At 70.0% G+C, this 16,931-nt stretch carries 15 protein-coding genes; 4 read left to right on the top strand and 11 right to left on the bottom strand.

Annotation, left to right across the window (positions count from 1 at the left end; all coding sequences use genetic code 11):
* Window positions 1-15 precede the first annotated feature (15 nt).
* Both AC1DXT_RS04125 and AC1DXT_RS04120 read left to right on the top strand, forming a co-directional pair.
* A complete protein-coding gene (locus tag AC1DXT_RS04125) occupies window positions 16-435 on the top strand; it encodes a VanZ family protein (protein WP_477060085.1) in 420 nt (139 codons plus the stop codon).
* Window positions 432-851 carry a VanZ family protein gene (locus AC1DXT_RS04120; protein WP_477060084.1) on the top strand — a complete coding sequence of 140 codons (420 nt, stop codon included), beginning with the start codon at window positions 432-434 and terminating at the stop codon, window positions 849-851. The genes AC1DXT_RS04125 and AC1DXT_RS04120 overlap by 4 nt, the downstream gene beginning before the upstream one ends.
* Here AC1DXT_RS04120 and AC1DXT_RS04115 read toward each other — a convergent pair whose 3' ends face one another.
* The 8 genes from AC1DXT_RS04115 to AC1DXT_RS04080 form a co-directional block, all read right to left on the bottom strand.
* Window positions 852-1,340: a CAP domain-containing protein gene (locus AC1DXT_RS04115; protein ID WP_477060083.1), complete on the bottom strand. Its 489-nt coding sequence runs from the start codon at window positions 1,338-1,340 to the stop codon at window positions 852-854.
* Between the two features lie 2 nt (window positions 1,341-1,342).
* Window positions 1,343-2,668: a UDP-glucose dehydrogenase family protein gene (locus AC1DXT_RS04110; protein WP_477060082.1), complete on the bottom strand. Its 1,326-nt coding sequence runs from the start codon at window positions 2,666-2,668 to the stop codon at window positions 1,343-1,345.
* A 236-nt stretch (window positions 2,669-2,904) separates the two neighbouring features.
* On the bottom strand, window positions 2,905-4,155 hold the full coding sequence (locus AC1DXT_RS04105; RefSeq protein ID WP_477060081.1) for a hypothetical protein: 1,251 nt from the start codon (window positions 4,153-4,155) through the stop codon (window positions 2,905-2,907).
* Between the two features lie 21 nt (window positions 4,156-4,176).
* Window positions 4,177-5,256, bottom strand: a complete 1,080-nt coding sequence (locus AC1DXT_RS04100) for a glycosyltransferase (protein WP_477060080.1) — start codon at window positions 5,254-5,256, stop codon at window positions 4,177-4,179.
* Between the two features lie 150 nt (window positions 5,257-5,406).
* Entirely contained in the window at window positions 5,407-6,165 is a 759-nt protein-coding gene (locus AC1DXT_RS04095) for a glycosyltransferase family 2 protein (RefSeq protein ID WP_477060079.1), read from the bottom strand.
* Window positions 6,162-7,025: a glycosyltransferase family 2 protein gene (locus tag AC1DXT_RS04090; RefSeq protein ID WP_477060078.1), complete on the bottom strand. Its 864-nt coding sequence runs from the start codon at window positions 7,023-7,025 to the stop codon at window positions 6,162-6,164. Before AC1DXT_RS04090 ends, AC1DXT_RS04095 begins: the two co-directional genes overlap by 4 nt.
* Window positions 7,026-7,066: 41 nt before the next feature.
* Window positions 7,067-8,398: an O-antigen ligase family protein gene (locus AC1DXT_RS04085; RefSeq protein ID WP_477060077.1), complete on the bottom strand. Its 1,332-nt coding sequence runs from the start codon at window positions 8,396-8,398 to the stop codon at window positions 7,067-7,069.
* A gap of 78 nt (window positions 8,399-8,476) precedes the next feature.
* The gene (locus AC1DXT_RS04080; protein WP_477060076.1) at window positions 8,477-9,955 is read right to left on the bottom strand and encodes a sugar transferase; all 1,479 of its coding nucleotides are present in this window, start codon (window positions 9,953-9,955) and stop codon (window positions 8,477-8,479) included.
* 292 nt (window positions 9,956-10,247) lie between these two features.
* Between AC1DXT_RS04080 and AC1DXT_RS04075 the strand changes: the two genes are divergently transcribed.
* Entirely contained in the window at window positions 10,248-11,771 is a 1,524-nt protein-coding gene (locus AC1DXT_RS04075) for a tyrosine-protein kinase domain-containing protein (protein WP_477060075.1), read from the top strand.
* 369 nt (window positions 11,772-12,140) lie between these two features.
* Here the strand turns inward: AC1DXT_RS04075 and AC1DXT_RS04070 are convergent, their stop codons facing one another.
* A complete protein-coding gene (locus AC1DXT_RS04070; RefSeq protein WP_477060074.1) occupies window positions 12,141-12,662 on the bottom strand; it encodes an LPXTG cell wall anchor domain-containing protein in 522 nt (173 codons plus the stop codon).
* Between the two features lie 67 nt (window positions 12,663-12,729).
* Window positions 12,730-14,595 (bottom strand): DUF4012 domain-containing protein, encoded by a 1,866-nt coding sequence (locus tag AC1DXT_RS04065; RefSeq protein ID WP_477060073.1) that lies wholly within the window; start codon window positions 14,593-14,595, stop codon window positions 12,730-12,732.
* Between the two features lie 161 nt (window positions 14,596-14,756).
* Between AC1DXT_RS04065 and AC1DXT_RS04060 the strand changes: the two genes are divergently transcribed.
* The gene (locus AC1DXT_RS04060; RefSeq protein ID WP_477060072.1) at window positions 14,757-15,374 is read left to right on the top strand and encodes an arsenate reductase/protein-tyrosine-phosphatase family protein; all 618 of its coding nucleotides are present in this window, start codon (window positions 14,757-14,759) and stop codon (window positions 15,372-15,374) included.
* A 55-nt stretch (window positions 15,375-15,429) separates the two neighbouring features.
* Here AC1DXT_RS04060 and AC1DXT_RS04055 read toward each other — a convergent pair whose 3' ends face one another.
* A complete protein-coding gene (locus tag AC1DXT_RS04055) occupies window positions 15,430-16,929 on the bottom strand; it encodes an NCS2 family permease (RefSeq protein ID WP_477060071.1) in 1,500 nt (499 codons plus the stop codon).
* Between the last annotated feature and the right edge of the window lie 2 nt (window positions 16,930-16,931).

The raw sequence follows: 16,931 nt of genomic DNA, 5'->3' as shown, positions 1-16,931 counted from the left end.
CCGTACCCTGTCGGCATGGACGAGCGGCAGCGGCGGGTGGTGATCGGGCTGCTCGTCGCCGTGCTCCTGGTCGCGGCGGTGCTCGTGCTCAACCCGTGGCACCTGCACGACGCCCTCGACGCGCCGATCGCCCGCGGCCTCGGGCGCCTGCACGTGCTCGGCCTGCCCGAGAGGCTCAACGTGCACGCCGCCGAGTTCGCCGCGAACATCGCCCTCTTCGTCCCGCTCGGGCTGCTGGGCGCCCTGCTGGTCCCCCGCCGACGCTGGTGGGCGGTGCTCGTCGCGCTGGTGGCCCTGTCGGTCGGGATCGAGGCCGTGCAGGCGTTCGGGCTGTCCTACCGGCAGCCGTCGGCCCGAGACGTGCTGGGCAACTCCCTCGGCGCGGCGATCGGGGTGGGGCTGTCGCTGCTGGTCCGCAGGCCTGAGCCCGCATGACCACGCGCAGGGTGCAGACGGCGCTGTTCGTCGTCTACCTCGTGGGCCTGGCGCGCGTGACCCTCTGGCCCCGGCTCGGGCCCGACGACGGCTTCGACGTGGTACGCACCCTGCTCGCCTGGCTCGGGTCCCACGGGTTCCCGCTCACGTACAGCGCCACCGAGTTCCTCGCCAACATCGTGCTCTTCGTGCCGTTCGGCCTCCTGGTCGGGCTGCTCACCCGGCTCCGCCCGGGGACGGTCGTCGGGCTCGGCCTCGCCACGTCGGTGGCCATCGAGCTGGCGCAGCTGCTGTTCCTGCCCGAGCGCGTGGCCGACGTGCGCGACCTCGTCGCGAACACCCTGGGCGCGGCGGTGGGCGTCGGGCTCCTGCTGGCGGCCCGCACCCGTCGGCGGGAACCCGTCGCGGCCGGCTGACTACGGGCCGAGGAACACCTGGGAGCAGAGCATCTCCCCGTCGTCGAGCAGGCAGCCGATGCCCACCTGCTCCAGGCTCGGGTCCAGCAGGTTGGCGCGATGCCCCGCCGAGGCCAGCCAGGCGTCGGCGACGTCGTGCGGCGTCGCGGCCGCGCGGGACAGGTTCTCGGCCGCCACCGTCGACGGCGGGCACGCCTCGAGCACCGCGGTCATCGACGCGTGCTCCAGCTCCTCACCCACCAGCGCCTCCGCCCGCAGGTCCGCCTCGCCGGCCGCGCACTGCGAGACCGCGAGCGCCGGCAGCCCCTCGTCGGCGCGCGCGTCGTTGGTCTCGGCGACCAGCTGCGACGCGTACTCCTGCGGGTCGGCCCCGTCGGGCGACCACGGCTGGAGACCCCGGTCCGGGCGCACTGCCAGCAGCACCGCGACGACAGCCAGTGCGACGCCGAGCACGACGAGCACCCAGCCGAGCGCCCCCTTGCGCGCCACGGTCAGGGACGGCCCAGCGCGCGATACGTCCAGCCCGCCGCACGCCACACCGCAGGCTCGAGCACGTTGCGGCCGTCGAGGATCCGCTTGTGCGCGACGACCTTCGCCAGGTCGTCCGGGTCGATCTCCCGGTACTCGGACCACTCCGTGGCAAGGAGCACCACGTCCGCGTCCTTCGCCGCCTCCAGCGCGGTGGCCGCGAAGTGCAGGTCCGGCCACTTGGCGGCGGCGTTGGGGACCGCCTGCGGGTCGGTGACCGTGACATGGGCGCCCTGCAGCTGCATCTGGGCGGCCACCGAGAGGGCCGGCGAGTCGCGCACGTCGTCGGAGTCCGGCTTGAACGCGGCACCGAGCACGGCGACCTTCTTGCCGACGATCGAGCCGTCGCACACCTCACGCGCCAGGTCGACCATCCGGACCCGGCGGCGCATGTTGATGGAGTCGACCTCCCGCAGGAACGACAGCGCGTCGCTCACGCCGAGCTCGCCGGCACGCGCCATGAACGCGCGGATGTCCTTGGGCAGGCACCCGCCGCCGAACCCGAGGCCGGCATTGAGGAAGCGTCGACCGATCCGAGCGTCGTACCCGATCGCGTCCGCCAGCCGCGTCACGTCCGCCCCCGTGGCCTCGCACAGCTCAGCCATGGCGTTGATGAAGGAGATCTTGGTGGCGAGGAACGAGTTGGCCGCGACCTTCACCAGCTGCGCGGTCGCGTAGTCGGTGATCACCAGCGGGGTGTGCTCCGACAGCGGGGTCGCGTAGACCTCGTCGAGGATGTCCTTCGCCTTCGCACCCTCCGGCGTCGGCTCCCCGTCCTCGTCCGTCGGGACCCCGTAGACCAGCCGGTCAGGGTGCAGCGTGTCCTTCACCGCGAAGCCCTCGCGCAGGAACTCCGGGTTCCAGACGAGGATCGCGCCCGTGCCCTGAAGCGACTCCGCGATGGCCTCCGCCGTGCCGACCGGCACCGTCGACTTGCCGGCAACCACGTCCCCTGCCCGCAGGTGCGGACGCAGCGCCTCGACCGCCGAGTTCACGTACGTCAGGTCCGCGCGGAACTCCCCGTGCACCTGCGGGGTACCGACGCAGATGAAGTGGACGTCCGCTCCGTGCGCGTCCGCCATGTCCGTGCTGAAGCTCAGCCGACCCGTCGCGCCCGCCTCGGTGAGCAGCTCCGGCAGGCCCGGCTCGTAGAACGGCGCGCGGCCTTCGCGGAGGGCGTCGATCTTCTTGGTGTCGACGTCGATGCCGATGACGTCGTGGCCGAGCTGGGCCATGCTCGCGGCGTGGACGGCACCGAGGTAGCCGCAACCGATGACAGAGAGGCGCATGTCGTCTCTTCCTGTGGGCGTGGGATCTGTGGGAACTGTATCGGCGGGGCGCACTCCACCGCGGGTGACATGTTGCGAAGGCCGGCGGCCGAACCGCGCCCCGGTTCCCACCTCCGGCGTCGATCTCGGCGTGCCCAGCGGGCCCGTCTACGCCCCCGACGTGACCTGGGCGGGGACCTGGTCCGCGGGCAACGGGAGGTCCTCATCCGACCGAACACGCCAGCTGGCGATGCACCTCATGACTTGCGAGCCCGCGAAGCAGCGCGCAGCTGCGCACCGAGCACCGATGCTTCAGCCAGCACTTCGCCGGCCATCCCTCCTGCGGCACCGAACAGCGCGGCTCCCACCGGAATCGCGACGACCCCGACCGTCAGGCCCAGATAAGCGCTTCGGGCGATCGCGGGGACACGAGAGAGAGCCACCAGCACCAGGCCCCCAACTCCCCTCGAGACGCTGGTCAACGAGATCACCAGGAAGCTGAGCCACACGACGATGTGGGGCACATCGATCGTGCTTGAGAAGAGCACTCCGATCACTACCGGAAACACAGCGACGTAGACGAGAGCGGTGCCGATGCCCACGATCGCCATCACCTGAGTTGCTCGGGTCGCGCGCCGAGTCCGCTCGTCGCGTCGAGATGATGCGCCCACCCAGGGCTGCGCGACGTTCGGCAGCACCTGAAGGCCCGTGAGAACCATCCGTTGGAGTCGCTCGGCGGCTGCGAACACGGCAACGCTCTGGGGGCTGGTCAGCGCGACAAGGGCGACGGGCAGAGCGATGTACACGGAGCTCGCGAGCCGTCCGCTCGTCGCGTGCCCCTGAAAGGCGATGACGCCGAACAGCCGACGCGGCCCGAGCCGAAGTCTGAGCCGAGGCTCACCTCTCGAGGCCCACCTCCCTCCGAGCAGCGGAGCCAAGACGCCTGCAACGCCTATCGACAAGGGATAGGCCCACAGTGGAGCGCCGTTGTTCAGCGAGACCGCAGCAGCGACCGTCAGGCCGACTCGAGGGAGGGTGTCGCAGAGGAGGAGGGCGAAAGGTCGCCCGGTCCCGACAAAGAACCACGTGTTGGCGAGGCCGAGGGCCGAGAACGCTACGGCCGTGGCCGCGGCCTCGGCCTTGAAGTCCGCGGCCAGGGCAAAGGACAAGGCCGCCCCGAGCGTTGCCGCGGGAAGGAGGGCCAGGACGCGCGCCCGCAGCGAGATCTGGAAGGCCGCCAGACGAGCCCGCCCACGCGCCCGCGAGATCATCATCGGCCCGGAGAGTCCGTAGCCCAGCTCGCAGATCACTGCAGCCGCCGACCCGATGGACATCCCGATAGCGATGCTCGACCATCCCGCTGCGCCGAACCGCGATGTCAGTGCGGGGAGGACGACGAGGGGCGCGACCGCCCCCGCGACGCTCACGAGGACGAACCCGAGGGCGCGGAGAGCCATCCTGCGGGAGCGCTCGACCTCGGGCGAAGCGTCGTCGGGCCGCGCCGTCACGCCGTCCTCCGGCCGCACCGGTCAGGCACCGACGAGCCCCATCGAAGAGAACGCCTCGACGTATCGCCGCTCCACGTACTCCTCGAGCGCGGCGCCCGCACCCACGGGCCCGCGAGCAGACGCGGTCCGGATCTCGCCGAGCGCACGCCCGATCGCCGTCGCATCCTCCGGTTCGACCTGCACCAGCCAGGCATCGGCAACGGCTGCGATCTCCCCCAGGGCCTCGGACCGACGGGTGACGACCCAGCGATCCATCGAGAGCCCCTGCCACACCTTGTTGGCGATGACGGACGACGCCTTGGTCGAGCCTCCGAATATGCCCGCCACGACATCGTGCTCCTGCAGCAGCGGACCCAGCTCCCCTTCGGGCACGGGGGGGAGAAAGACGAACCGATCCCGCGCACTCCCGAAGGTGTCGACGAGCTCCTCGATGCGCTTCCTCGTCTCGCCGTCGCCGACGAGCGTCAACTCGACGGGGAACTCGACGTCACGGACCGCGCGCACGAGATGCTCCACACCGTGCAGCGGAATGTAGTTGCCGTAGTAGAGGACGCGCATTCTCTCCCCGAGAACGATCGGCGACCCGGTGCGCGCCCACGCTGGTGCACCTACCGGAAGGGTGAGGACGCGACGTGCCGATGCCCGACCCCGAGCGACGACGTGCTCGCGTCGGAGATCGGTGTCGACCAGCACCCAGTCCGCACCTCGGAGGGCAACGTCGTCGAGGGCCCGGGCAACCATGCGACGGATCGACGCCCCTGAGCTGTCCCCTGCGCGGTCGTCGACCGTCTCCTCCAACCCGACGAAGTTGTCTACGACAAGCTTCGCCCCTCGGATCCTCACGATCAGTACGACGATCGCCGCGTAGCGGATCTGCAGCTCGGCCAGAATCACGTACTTACCGCGTTGCGTCAGCATCCACAGCTGCCGAAAGTCGTCGAGCAAGTCCTTCACGCTTCGCATCCCAGCGAACTTGCGCCCGACGACGGTGCTCACGGCTATGTCGTGACGCGCGAGAAAGTCGCTGATCCGCTGGCTCCTGGGGTACGGGGGGGTAGGCACCCGGAAATACACGATCTGGGGACGCTCGGGGTCCCTCATGGCTTCACGCCTCACGAGGCCACCTCTCACCGTCTCGCTCACTCCTCGCCTGACGCCGAGGTCGCGTGTCGTGCAAGCGTTCGACGACATGCGCTCGCACCGGGCACCTCATCTCACCGCGGAGGGCTGGATCAAGCGCCTCCTCCGCGGTCACCGTAGGTACGCGCGAGCGACCAGGCGCGCCGCCGCTCGCGGATGACGCAGGAAGCTGCGGCGATACCGCTTGAAGATCGTGCGCAAGGCGGCCGCACGGACCGTCCGCGACCCGTGCGAGATGCTGTCGGGCATCCTGCGTACGTCGACGAGCACTTCATCGACGTGGACGAACTCCACGGTGGGGTCTGCCCGAAGGTGCAGCCAGAGATCCCAGTCCTGGAAGCGCCGCAGCTCAGGGTCGAACGCACGTTGGCCACGGAGAAGGGCCGCGTCCACCAAAGCGGTCTGCGTCGAGATCGGGTTCCGATAGAGAAGCTCGGTCCGGACATGACTGACACGGCCCGCCGGCACGACCAGCTCGGCCCCGTCCAGGCCGTGCAGCGAGTGCGAGCAGAACGCAACCACCCGGGAACGCCTGGCCACGGCGGGGAGCAGAGTCTCGACGAATGCTGGACGCCAGGCGTCGTCGCTGTCCTGGAAGGCGATCAGCTCGCCGGTGGAGCGTGCGACGCCGATGTTGCGTGCCGCGGCCGCGCCACCCGAGGTGGCCAAGAAGATCGGCACGACCCGCGCGTCGGCCAGCGCCAGATCCCGCAGGTACTCCGCGGTGCCGTCGGTCGAACCGTCGTCGACGACCACCACCTCAGCGACGGGGACGGTCTGCTCGAGCACAGAACGCACGGCGCGATCAAGCGTGGCCAGGCGGTTCTTCGTCGGGACGACCACGCTGATCCTGGGGATCTCCTCCTTCACGACGCGCTCCGCGTCAGCCGGCGCACCAGCGCACCGGCCGCGTTCGAGGCCCACACGAGGAGGAAACGCGTCCAGATCCCGGTGCGGATGACGGCGTCCGCGACGAGGTTGCCGTTCGACTGATGCTTTGCGTAGAACATCGCCATGCTGCGGTGGAAGTGAAAGTTGAGCCGGAGGGGACGCGCCCCTCCCACTGCTCCGCCCTTCAGGTGCAGGGCCGTGACCCGTCCGTCGTAGACGACCCGCCAGCCCGCGGAGCGGAATCGCACGCACCAGTCGAGGTCCTCGCCGTACATCCAGAAGGCTTCGTCGAGGAGCCCGACCTGGTCCATCGCGCTCCTCCGCACGAGCATGAAGGCACCGTTCACCGCGTCGACATCACCGAGCCCGTCGGGTTCGACGTCCGGCGCCACATATCCGCTTCCGCGACGACCTACTGCACGGAGCATGAAGTAGCGAAGGGCCGTGAGCGGTTCGGGAACGTTGCGCTTCGCGGCGTGGTCGAGAGATCCGTCGGCCAAGACGAGTCGGCACCCGATGACGCCGATGTCCGGAGACTCGTCAAGCACGCGCACGAGGTGCTGGAGAGTCCCAGCGGCCAGCTCGGCGTCAGGGTTGAGCAGGAGGACGTACTCGTCGCGCACCGTTCGCAGCACCACGTTGTTGGCGACCGAGAAACCCGGGTTGTCGGGCCGCAGGTGGAGATCAACCTCGGGGTGATCGTGCGCGACCCGCGCGGCCGTGTCGTCCGGTGACCCGTTGTCCACCACATGGATCGACGCAACGGTCGATCCTCCGTGAAGCTGAACGGACCGTATGCAGCCCAGGACCATGTCCGCCTGCCCGAAGGCGACGACCACGACGGCCACTCGACCGGCAGCTGGCGCCGCAGGGGCCGCACTCACCGGGTGACCTCAAGGACGCGAGCTGCGGGCATCGCAGGCTCAGCGTCCCGGGCCTCGTCTGCCGATCCGGACCGGCTGGGTGGCGCTACCGCCTGGCGCGGTTGCACCCTCAGCGCGACACCGAGCGCGATACCGCCCAGCGCAGCGGGCCAGGCGTACACGTCGAACAGGCATGCCTGGACGGCAACAGCCAGCAGGACAAGTCGGCCGGCCATGGCTCCCGGGCGCACCATCGCAGCGAGCAGCAGAAAGACGAACGCGGCCGTGGCTACCAGCCCGAAGTCGTTCCACAGCGTGAGGTAGCTGTTGTCGAAGACGTTGGCGAGCCCATCCCCGACGCGGTACTGGGTGAAGAACTCCGTCGTCGCCCCGGGCCCATGTCCCGCGACGAACGTCGCGAGACTCTCGGTGATGCTGTCCCAGGCCGCGTCGATCCGCACGGTCCTTGCGCCCGCAGACGCCAGGGACTCCGATGACGTGAGCCGGTAGACCACCGTCTCGACGACGCTCCGGGCAACGTCCGGAAGCGCCTGGACGGCGACAACCGCAGCGAGAAGCGCCGCGCACACTGCCAGGATGCCTCGCATGCTCGTCTTGCGCCGGGTGACCAGGTACCCGACCACGACTGCGATCGCGGCCCCGAGCCACGCGCTGCGGGCGCCGCTGAGGACCAGGCCCGCGACGTTCGCCGCTGCAAAGATCCACGAACGCCGCTGCCCGTCGAACAGCGCCACCACGAGCATCACCATGCAGAACCCGCCGTAGACGATGGGGTGCGACATGATCGTGGCCGAGCGGCCGGGGAACGTTCCGTAGTCGAGTGCCGGGATGAGGGACTGGACCGGGTTGATCCCGGTGACGCGCTCAACCGCGGCCAGACCTGCGAGCACCACGCTGACGCCGAGGAGGACGTTGACGGCGCGCGTCAGTGACTGCGGGTGTGCCTGTGCGTCTGCCGCCGCACCCCAGGCGATGAACAGGGTCGCCACGAGGGGGAAGGCGACCGTGAAGAAGTTCCCGAAGCCGCTCCAACCGAGAAGGGTGGCCGCCCCGAGGGCGAGCACAGCAAAGACTCCCGCTGAGCTCCAGGGGGCGGGTGCGCCCCGCGCCACGATTCTTCGCACGGCGCCAGAGGCAACGACGACCGTCGCGGAGACGATCACCCAGTCGACGACGCGGCCGGGGACGTCGACCATCACCTTTGCCGGAACGAGGAACAAGGTCGTGAACAGGACGACCATCGAGACGGACGGCACGAGCCCGGCGGCTACCAGAACAGCGAAGCCGATCACGAGCAGAGCGACGAGCGGTGCGGTCGCGGCGACCACACCGCCGCAGAGCGCGGCGACGATCCCCAGTACCCACCACCCGGTGCCGTCCTCACCCAGTCGTCGCGACCCGCGATCTCAATAGGCACCACCCGACGAGACAACGACCTTGACCGTCCGCACGAGGATGAGCAGATCGCTGAACAGCGTCCAGTTCTCCACGTAGTTGACGTCGAGGCGGATCCCGTCCTCGGGCGAGAGCCCCGACCGGCCCGAGACCTGCCACAGCCCGGTGAGCCCCGGCTTGACCAGCAGTCGGCGGTGGGCGGTGCGGTCGTACTGCGCGACCTCCGCGTCGATCTGCGGGCGCGGACCGACCAGGCTCATGTCGCCGATGAGGACGTTGAACAGCTGCGGGAGCTCGTCGAGCGAGTACTTGCGCAGCACGCGCCCGACCGGCGTCACCCGYGGGTCGTTCTTGGGCTTGTAGAACAACCCGACGGACTCGATGCCCTGCTCGGCGAGGATCTCGACGAGCCGCTTGTCCGCCCCCGCTTCCATGGTTCGGAACTTGAAGATGCGGAACCGACGGCCGTCCTTGCCGATCCGCTCCTGCCGGTAGAGGACCGGGCCCGGGCTGGTGACCCGGACGAGGATCGCGACCACCGCGAGCACCGGCAGCAGGACGATGGTGATCGCTGCGGCGAGGGTCCAGTCGTACAACGACTTGGCGATGTACTTGGCGCCCGTGAATCGCACCTCGTCGACGTACATCAGCGGCAGGCCGCTGACCGGCTGCATGAGGACGCGCGGCCCAGCCACGTCGACCAGCGAGAGCGTCAGCGCAAGGTCGATCCCCTTGCCCTCGAGGTCCCAGCCGAGCTGCCGCACCGTGTCGGCGGTGATCGCGTCGGCACCGGTGACCGCGACCGCAGACGCGCCCACGCGCTCGGCGATCTCAGCGGCTCGGTTCATCCCCCCGAGCACGGGGACTCCGCCGATGAGCTCACCCTCGATGATCTCGCCGGTGGGAACGCAGACTCCGAGTACGGCGAACCCGACGCGCGGGTTCTTGTGAAGCTCGGCGATCAGCCCGGCGGCCTTGTCGCGGTGCCCGATGACGAGGATCCCGGACTTGTAGCCGCCCGCATCGCGCCGGGTGTGCACCCAGTGTCGCCACCATGCCCGACCGGCGAGGATGAGGCCCAGCCCGAGCGGTGCGGCGAAGCCCAGGTACCCACGGCCGATCTCCATGCGCAGGAGGTAGGCGACGACGGCGACGGAGGCGAACAGGCGCCAGGTCACGTTGAAGACGCGCGAGAACTCGGTCGGCCCGCTGCCGAGCACCCGCCGGTCGCGTGTGCGTCCTACCGCCAGGGCAGCAAGCCAAGCCAGGGCGAGCGCGACGGAGACCGAGAGGTAGGACGGCGAGAACTCGCCGGAGACGGAGGCGAGCCCGGTGTGGTCGAACCGCACGACGTAGGCGACGACGACGGCGACCATCACGGCGGCCGCGTCTGTCACCCAGAGGCGAACCGCGAGATCGCGCCACCGGGGATTGGTGACGATGGTCGGCACGACCGCCGAGCGCCCGAGCTGCTGCGGCACAAATGGCACAGCTCGGCTCGTCGCGGGCGCTGACGCGTCCGGTTTCATCACATTTCCCCCCGATGTCCGTTTTCGCAGCGCTGAGCGCCGATGAAAACGAGTAGGTCGAATCGTACATCGGCATGTCGGGGTCACCATTCGAGGAACAGTGCATATAGGAGGACCGGCCCGCGCTCAGCGCTTTTCACCCGAAGATCCGCGTGATCACGGGCTATGAGAGACTGGCGCCCGCGTATTGACGAGCAGGGGAGAACGGGCAGTGGAGCTTCAGGATTATTGGGTCATTCTGCGCAAGCGATGGATGTCCATCGTTGTGCTGGCCGCCCTCGGAGTCGGTGCCGCTTTCGCGTGGTCGCTGGTCACCAAGCCGCTCTACGAAGCCACCACCCAGCTCTACGTCTCGGTCAAGTCCGGCGACTCCTCCAGCGACCTCCTGCAGGGTGCCAACTTCACGCGCCAGCAGGTGACGTCGTACACACAGCTGGTCACCAGCCCGCTCGTCCTGCAGCCGGTCATCGAAGAGCTGGGCCTGGACGCGCGCACGGAGACCCTGTCGTCGCGTGTCAGCGCCAGCTCCCCGCTCAACACGTCCCTCATCGACGTCACGGTGACCGACGAGAACCCTGCGATCGCCGCGGCCACGGCCGATGCGATCGGCAAGCAGTTCAAGACCGTGATCGCCGACCTCGAGACGCCCAGCGGTGGCGGTGCATCGGCGGTCAAGATCTCGATCGTCCGCGACGCGGTCTCCCCCGAGGGCCCCTCATCCCCGAACCTCAAGCTCAACGTCGCGCTCGGCCTGCTCGTGGGCCTGGTGATCGGTGTCGGCATCGCGGTCCTCCGCGAGGTACTGAACACCCGTGTCCGCTCCGACGCCGACGTCGCCCGCGTCACCGACGTCTCCGTCATCGGCATCATCCCGAACGACGAGGATGCCCCCGAGCACCCCTTGATCGTGCAGAGCAGCCCGCACAGCCAGCGCTCCGAGGCGTTCCGGCGGCTGCGCACGAACCTGCAGTTCCTCGACATCGCCGACCGCCCGCAGTCGATCGTCATCACCTCGTCGCTGCCCGGCGAGGGCAAGTCGACGACGTCGATCAACGTAGCCATCACGCTGGCCGACGCCGRCACGCGGGTCGCGCTGATCGACGCCGACCTGCGCCGTCCGTCCGTGGCCAAGTACATGGGGCTCGAGGGCAACGTCGGACTCACCACGGTGCTCATCGGCCGCGCCAGCGTCGAGGATGTCATCCAGCCCTGGGGCAACGGCTTCCTGCACGTGCTGCCGGCCGGCCAGATCCCGCCCAACCCCAGCGAGCTGCTCGGGTCGCTGGCCATGGCGCACCTGCTGGACAAGCTGACCTCGCAGTACGACGTTGTCATCGTCGACACCGCTCCCCTGCTGCCCGTCACCGACGCGGCGATCCTGTCCAAGCTCACGGGCGGCGCACTGCTCGTCGTGGGTGCGGACAAGCTGCACCGCAGCCAGCTGGCTGAGTCCGTGGGCGCACTGGAGACGGTTGGTGCCCGCATCCTCGGCATCGTGGTCAACCGCCAGAAGCGCAAGCAGAGCGACCAGTACGCGTACTACGACTACACGCCCACTCCGGCCACGTCCGCCGACTCGGGCCGGACCAGCCGCAAGAAGCGCAAGACGCCGTCGACCGGCCGCACCCAGCAGGTGCAGGAGTCGACGTCGCCGACCGCCGTCACCGGGCCCACCACGCTCTGGCCTGGAGACTCGCTGAGCGAGACACAGCTGCAGGACTTCCGCCGTCAGCAGGCGCAGAACGCTCCGGCCCAGCACCAGCGCCCCGGGAGCTGACCCACAAGCACCGTCACGACGGCCTCGGACCTCAACGGTCCGGGGCCGTCGTCATGCGTGGCGGGCCTCGACAGCCGCCGGGGGACGTTCGAGGTCCGTGATGCCGACTGGAACGCCTGCGTGAGCGAAGCCCGGCCGCTCGGCACACCACCGCCCGACGTCAGCCATGCGGCGGTCCTCCAGGCGTCGCACCGGAAGGCCTTCCAGCCGCTGTTCTGCCGACTGCACAGGCAGCGGGAGCGGTGCCCTGCGGCCGCTACCTCAGTACGGGATCTCGGGCCCGCAGTCGGGGGCGCGCAAGAGCGCTCCCGGACGCACGAGAGCCCCGCACCATCCGGTGCGGGGCTCTCGTGTGAGGTGCTAGGCCATTCAGGCCGCGGCGCCAGCCTGACGACGGCGGGCGACGACGACGCCACCGGCGCCGACGAGGACCAGCGCACCGGCGCCCAGGGCGATCGGCAGCGCGTTCGAACCGGTCGAGCTCAGGCTGCCAGCGGCGCCCGCAGCGGCAGCGACCGAGACGGTCTGGGTGCTGATGACGGCGCCCGAGGCGGTGTCCGTGGCAACCACCGTGAAGGTGCCGGCCTGGCTGAGCGTGACGGTGAAGACCGCGGTGCCCGAGGCGTTGGTGACCTTGGACAGCGACTTCGTCCCGGCGATGGTGATCGACGAGTCCGGCAGCGACGCCGGGTTGCTCGTGACGGTCAGCGTCACCGAGGCGCCGGCGGGGCCGGTCACCGTGACGGTGAAGCTCTCACCGGCGGCGGGCGTCGTGTCCGACACGGTGCCCTTGTTGGAGAAGTCGCCAGCGCCATAAGAGAAGGCGGCGGACGGGACGAGCGCGAGTGCCACGGCAGCAACAGCGACCAGAGCGGTGCGACGAATCTTCATTGTGTGTGTCCCCCCGGACGGTCGTGTTACAGGTGTGTCGAGATGTGACTAGAGGCAACCGTACCCGCTAGTTCACGCACGCGGAACCCACGATTACCTCACCCTTTTGGCGGGCGGTCGGGGTCGATCGGATATGCACGTTTCCGGCTTGTTTCTTGCCGGTCACGATCTGCATGTCCAGCGTCCCACTCTCGCCCGGTTTGAGCGTAAATGTGCGGGCCCCGACACCCAGATCGTCGTGGACCTGAGCATTCACACCCTGCGGATCAGGTTTCACCCGAACCGATTCGATACCGCCGCCGTCGGGAGCGTAGATAAGGAGGTTTGTCCTAATTTCTCCCAGCGGCACAATGTTGTCCAGCCCCACCAGGTACGGGGGCAGCGCGGCAGCGTCGGCCGGTGCGTCGTAGGTCAGCGTGACCACGGCGTGCACGATCTGCGAGCCGTCCGGGCGGCACGTCGTGGCCTCCGCGTCGATGCTGAGGTCCAGGTAGTAGCCCACCTTCGCCTGCGTGCCGTCGTTGAGGTAGACGCCGATCACGGCGGAGTCGCCGTCCACCCCGCGGAGGGCTCCACCAAGCACGGTGGGGGCGAGTCGATCCTGCTCGTCCTCGTCGGCCGACCACACCATGAGGCGGCCCTGGCGAGCGGCCTCCGCCAACGCGTCCATGACCGCGGGGGTGTCTCCCTGGCCCCCCACCACGGCGGCGAAGACCGAGCGGGAGGTGTCCGAGAAGAAGGAGTCCTGGTCCTTGTTGTCCTCGAGGTCGAGATAGACCTGGTTGAGGAGCCGCTGCGCGGCGTCCTCGCCGTCGAGCGTGGAGCCGTCGGAGAGGGTGACGGGGCCGGTCGCCTTCAGGACCAGGCCCAGCGCGACCGGATCCATCGAGAGGACGCCGTCGATCGTGCCCCCGACCTCCTGCTCCCAGATCGCCTTGGCCAGTGCCCCGGTGCGGGGAAAGTCCGGCGTGAACGTGACGTCGCGCATGTCGGTGCCCAGCAGCGGACCGAAGAGCGCGTACTCCGCGTCAGTCAGGGGCAGTGCCGGCTCGGGCAGTCCGCTGAGCGAGCTGCCCGCTCGCTCTTCGACCACCGTGACCGCGCCGCCCTCGGCGTGCAGGTGCAGGACCGAGCCGGGGATGCCGCCGGTGGCGCGCTGCTCGGCGTTGTTCTGGACGAGCACCAGGTAGTCGCGCGGGCCGTCGGCGCCCATCATCGCGGGCACCAGCAGTGCCGCGCGGGCTGCAGTCGCCGTGGTCACCGCGACGTCGGCCACCTGGTCGCGCAGGGTCTCGACGGGCTCCGCGACGAGGGCGAGCAGCGCGGACGTGTCGAGGTCGTCCAGCTGCTGGGCCGTGATCTGCACGGCGTCGTCGGCCGCGACGATGGCGGGGGCGGCCTCCTGCAGGGGCGCCAGGTCCACCCGCCCGTCGACCGGGGCGAGCGCCGTGGGGTCCACGAGCGTCGTGGCCTGCATGAGCGACGGCAGCGCGTTCTGGGCGAGGTCGTCGACCGCACCCGCCACCGTCTGGACCGCGCGCACGTTCTGCCCGGCCCACGGCAGTGAGCGCGCGAGGGTCCAGACGGGTCCCGTGGTCGAGCGCGCGGCCGTCGACGAGTGCGCCTGCAGCTGCACCAGGGTCTTGTCGGCCGCCGCCGAGTCGCCCGCGCGCACCTGCTCCTGGAGCTCCTGCACGTCGCCCCGCGCCTCCTCGAGGGCGTCGGCGGCGCGCAGCGCGTCGGTGACCAGCCAGACGCCGAGCCCGATCACGACGGCGAGCGCGAGCCCGCACCCGACGAGCACGCGCTTGAGCACCCGTCGACGCCGCGCGCGGGCGTACGAGGTGCGCCGGCGGCGGACCGTCTCCGGGTGCTGCGGCGCCTCCGGGACGGGCTGCGCGTTCCAGCCGTCCCCCCATCCCGGGTGCGTCACGACGTCTCTCTCCCCCTGGCCCACCCGCCGCCCGGGAGGGCGACCGCGGTCGGAATCGTACCGGCGCGTCCTGAGTCCCCTTGTCGGAGCGGGTGGAAACTCTGCGCCGATCGGGTCACTCGATGCCGGGATGTGCGCCCGGGGACCGCAAGATGGTCCCCATGACCCCCTCTGACCTGGCCGGGCCCTTGCGCGTCCTCGTCGTCTGCACCGGCAACATCTGCCGGTCGCCGGCGGCGGAGCGGCTGCTGGCCGCCGGACTCGGTGCGGCGTACCGCGGCCGCGACGCCACCGGCGGGCTGGCGCCGGCGATCGAGGTCGGCTCGGCCGGCACTGGCGCGATGGTCGGCCACCCGATGACCGACGAGATCGCGGCCCTCGTGGCGGCGCAGGGTGTCGACCCCCGCAACTTCGAGGCGCGGCAGCTGGTGGCCGGCATGGTGCAGCAGGCCGACCTGGTGCTCGCACTGACGCGGCGGCACCGGTCCGCCATCGTCGAGCTGGTCCCCGCCGCCGTGCGCCGCACGTTCACGCTGCGGGAGCTGGCCCGGCTGGCCGCGGACGTCGACCCCGCGACGCTCCCCGGCTCCAACGCGACCACGGCCGACCGCCTGCGGGCGCTCATCCCGGTCGCCGCGGCCCGCCGCGGCCTGTCGGCGCACCGACCGGCCGACGACGACGTGGTCGACCCCTACCGTGGCGACGCGGCGCTCTACGAGAAGTCGTTCGGGCAGCTGCTGCCCGCCGTCGAGACGATCGTGGCCGCCGTCCGACGCTGAGCGGACGCACGAGGGGCCGGGTCCGTCACGGACCCGGCCCCTCGCACGTGAGCTGTCAGATGCCGAACGCAGCCTTGATCGGGCCGATGAGGAAGTAGGCGACGAACAGGGCCGACGCCAGCCACATGAACGTGTGGATCTCGCGGACCTTGCCGACGGCCAGCTTGATCACGACGAACGTGATGATGCCCGCACCGATGCCGGCCGTGATCGAGTACGAGAACGGCATGATGATGATGGTGAGGAACGCCGGGATGGCGACCTCCCAGTTGCGCCAGTTGATGCCGGCGATCTGGGTGACCATGAGGAAGCCGACGACGACGAGCGCCGGGGTGGCCGCCTCGAACGGGACCAGCGCGACCAGCGGCGACAGGAACGTGGCCAGCAGGAACGCGATGCCCGTGACGACCGCCGCCAGCCCGGTGCGCGCACCGTCGCCGACGCCCGACGCGGACTCGATGTAGCTCGTGTTGGACGAGACGCTGCCCGCACCGCCGGCCGCCGCGGCGATCGAGTCGACGATGAGGATCTGCTTGGTCTTCGGCGGGTTGCCGTCCTTGTCGAGCAGGCCGGCCTCGCCGCCGACGGCGACCATGGTGCCCATCGTGTCGAAGAAGTCGGCCAGCAGCAGCGAGAACACCAGCAGGATGACCGCGACCAGGCCGATGGACTCGATGGAGCCGAACAGCGAGAACTGGCCGACCAGCGAGAAGTCCGGCTTCGCGAAGATGCCGCCCTCGGGCCAGTGCGGGACCTCGAGCGACCAACCGGCGGGGTTGACCACGGCCCCGGTCTCGTCGGTCTTGCTCCCGATGTTGCCGACCAGCTCGATGACGAACGCCAGCGCGCTCGCGGAGACGATCGAGATGAGGATGGCGCCCCGGACCTTGCGGACCATGAGGATGATGGCGAGCAGCAGCCCGAACACGAACACCAGGAGCGGCCAGCTGGCCAGGGAGCCGGCGATGCCGAGCTCCACCGGGGTGGCCATGCTGGCGGGGATCCGCACGAAGCCGGCGTCGACCAGGCCGATGAAGGCGATGAACAGGCCGATGCCGACGCTGATGGCGGTCTTCAGCTCCAGCGGGACGGCGCGGAACACAGCCTCGCGGAAGCCGGTGAGCACCAGGACCAGGATGATCAGGCCCTCGAGGACCACCAGGCCCATCGCGTCCTGCCAGGACATGCCCGGCAGCGAGGCGATGGAGTAGGCGACGACGGCGTTCAGGCCGAGCCCGGCCGCGAGCGCCAGGGGGAAGTTGGCGACGACGCCCATGAGGATCGACATCACGCCGGCGACCAGCGCGGTCGTCGCCGCCACGGCTGCCAGGTTCGGGGCGTCGCCGCCGCCGAGGAACAGGCCGTCGCCGGACTGGACGGTCCCGATGATCAGCGGGTTGAGCACGATGATGTAGCACATCGTGAAGAAGGTGACGAGACCACCACGGATCTCGGTACCGATGGTCGAACCGCGCTCGGTGATCTTGAAGTAGCGGTCGACGGCGTTCGTCGGGGGCGCAGGACGCTCTGTCTGCGTGGAGGGGGTCGAAGACATGC

It is taken from the genome of Cellulomonas sp. P1_G12_2 (genome assembly GCF_056405535.1).
Note: the sequence above shows the minus strand (reverse complement) of the source record. Positions and strands in the feature narration are given on the sequence as shown.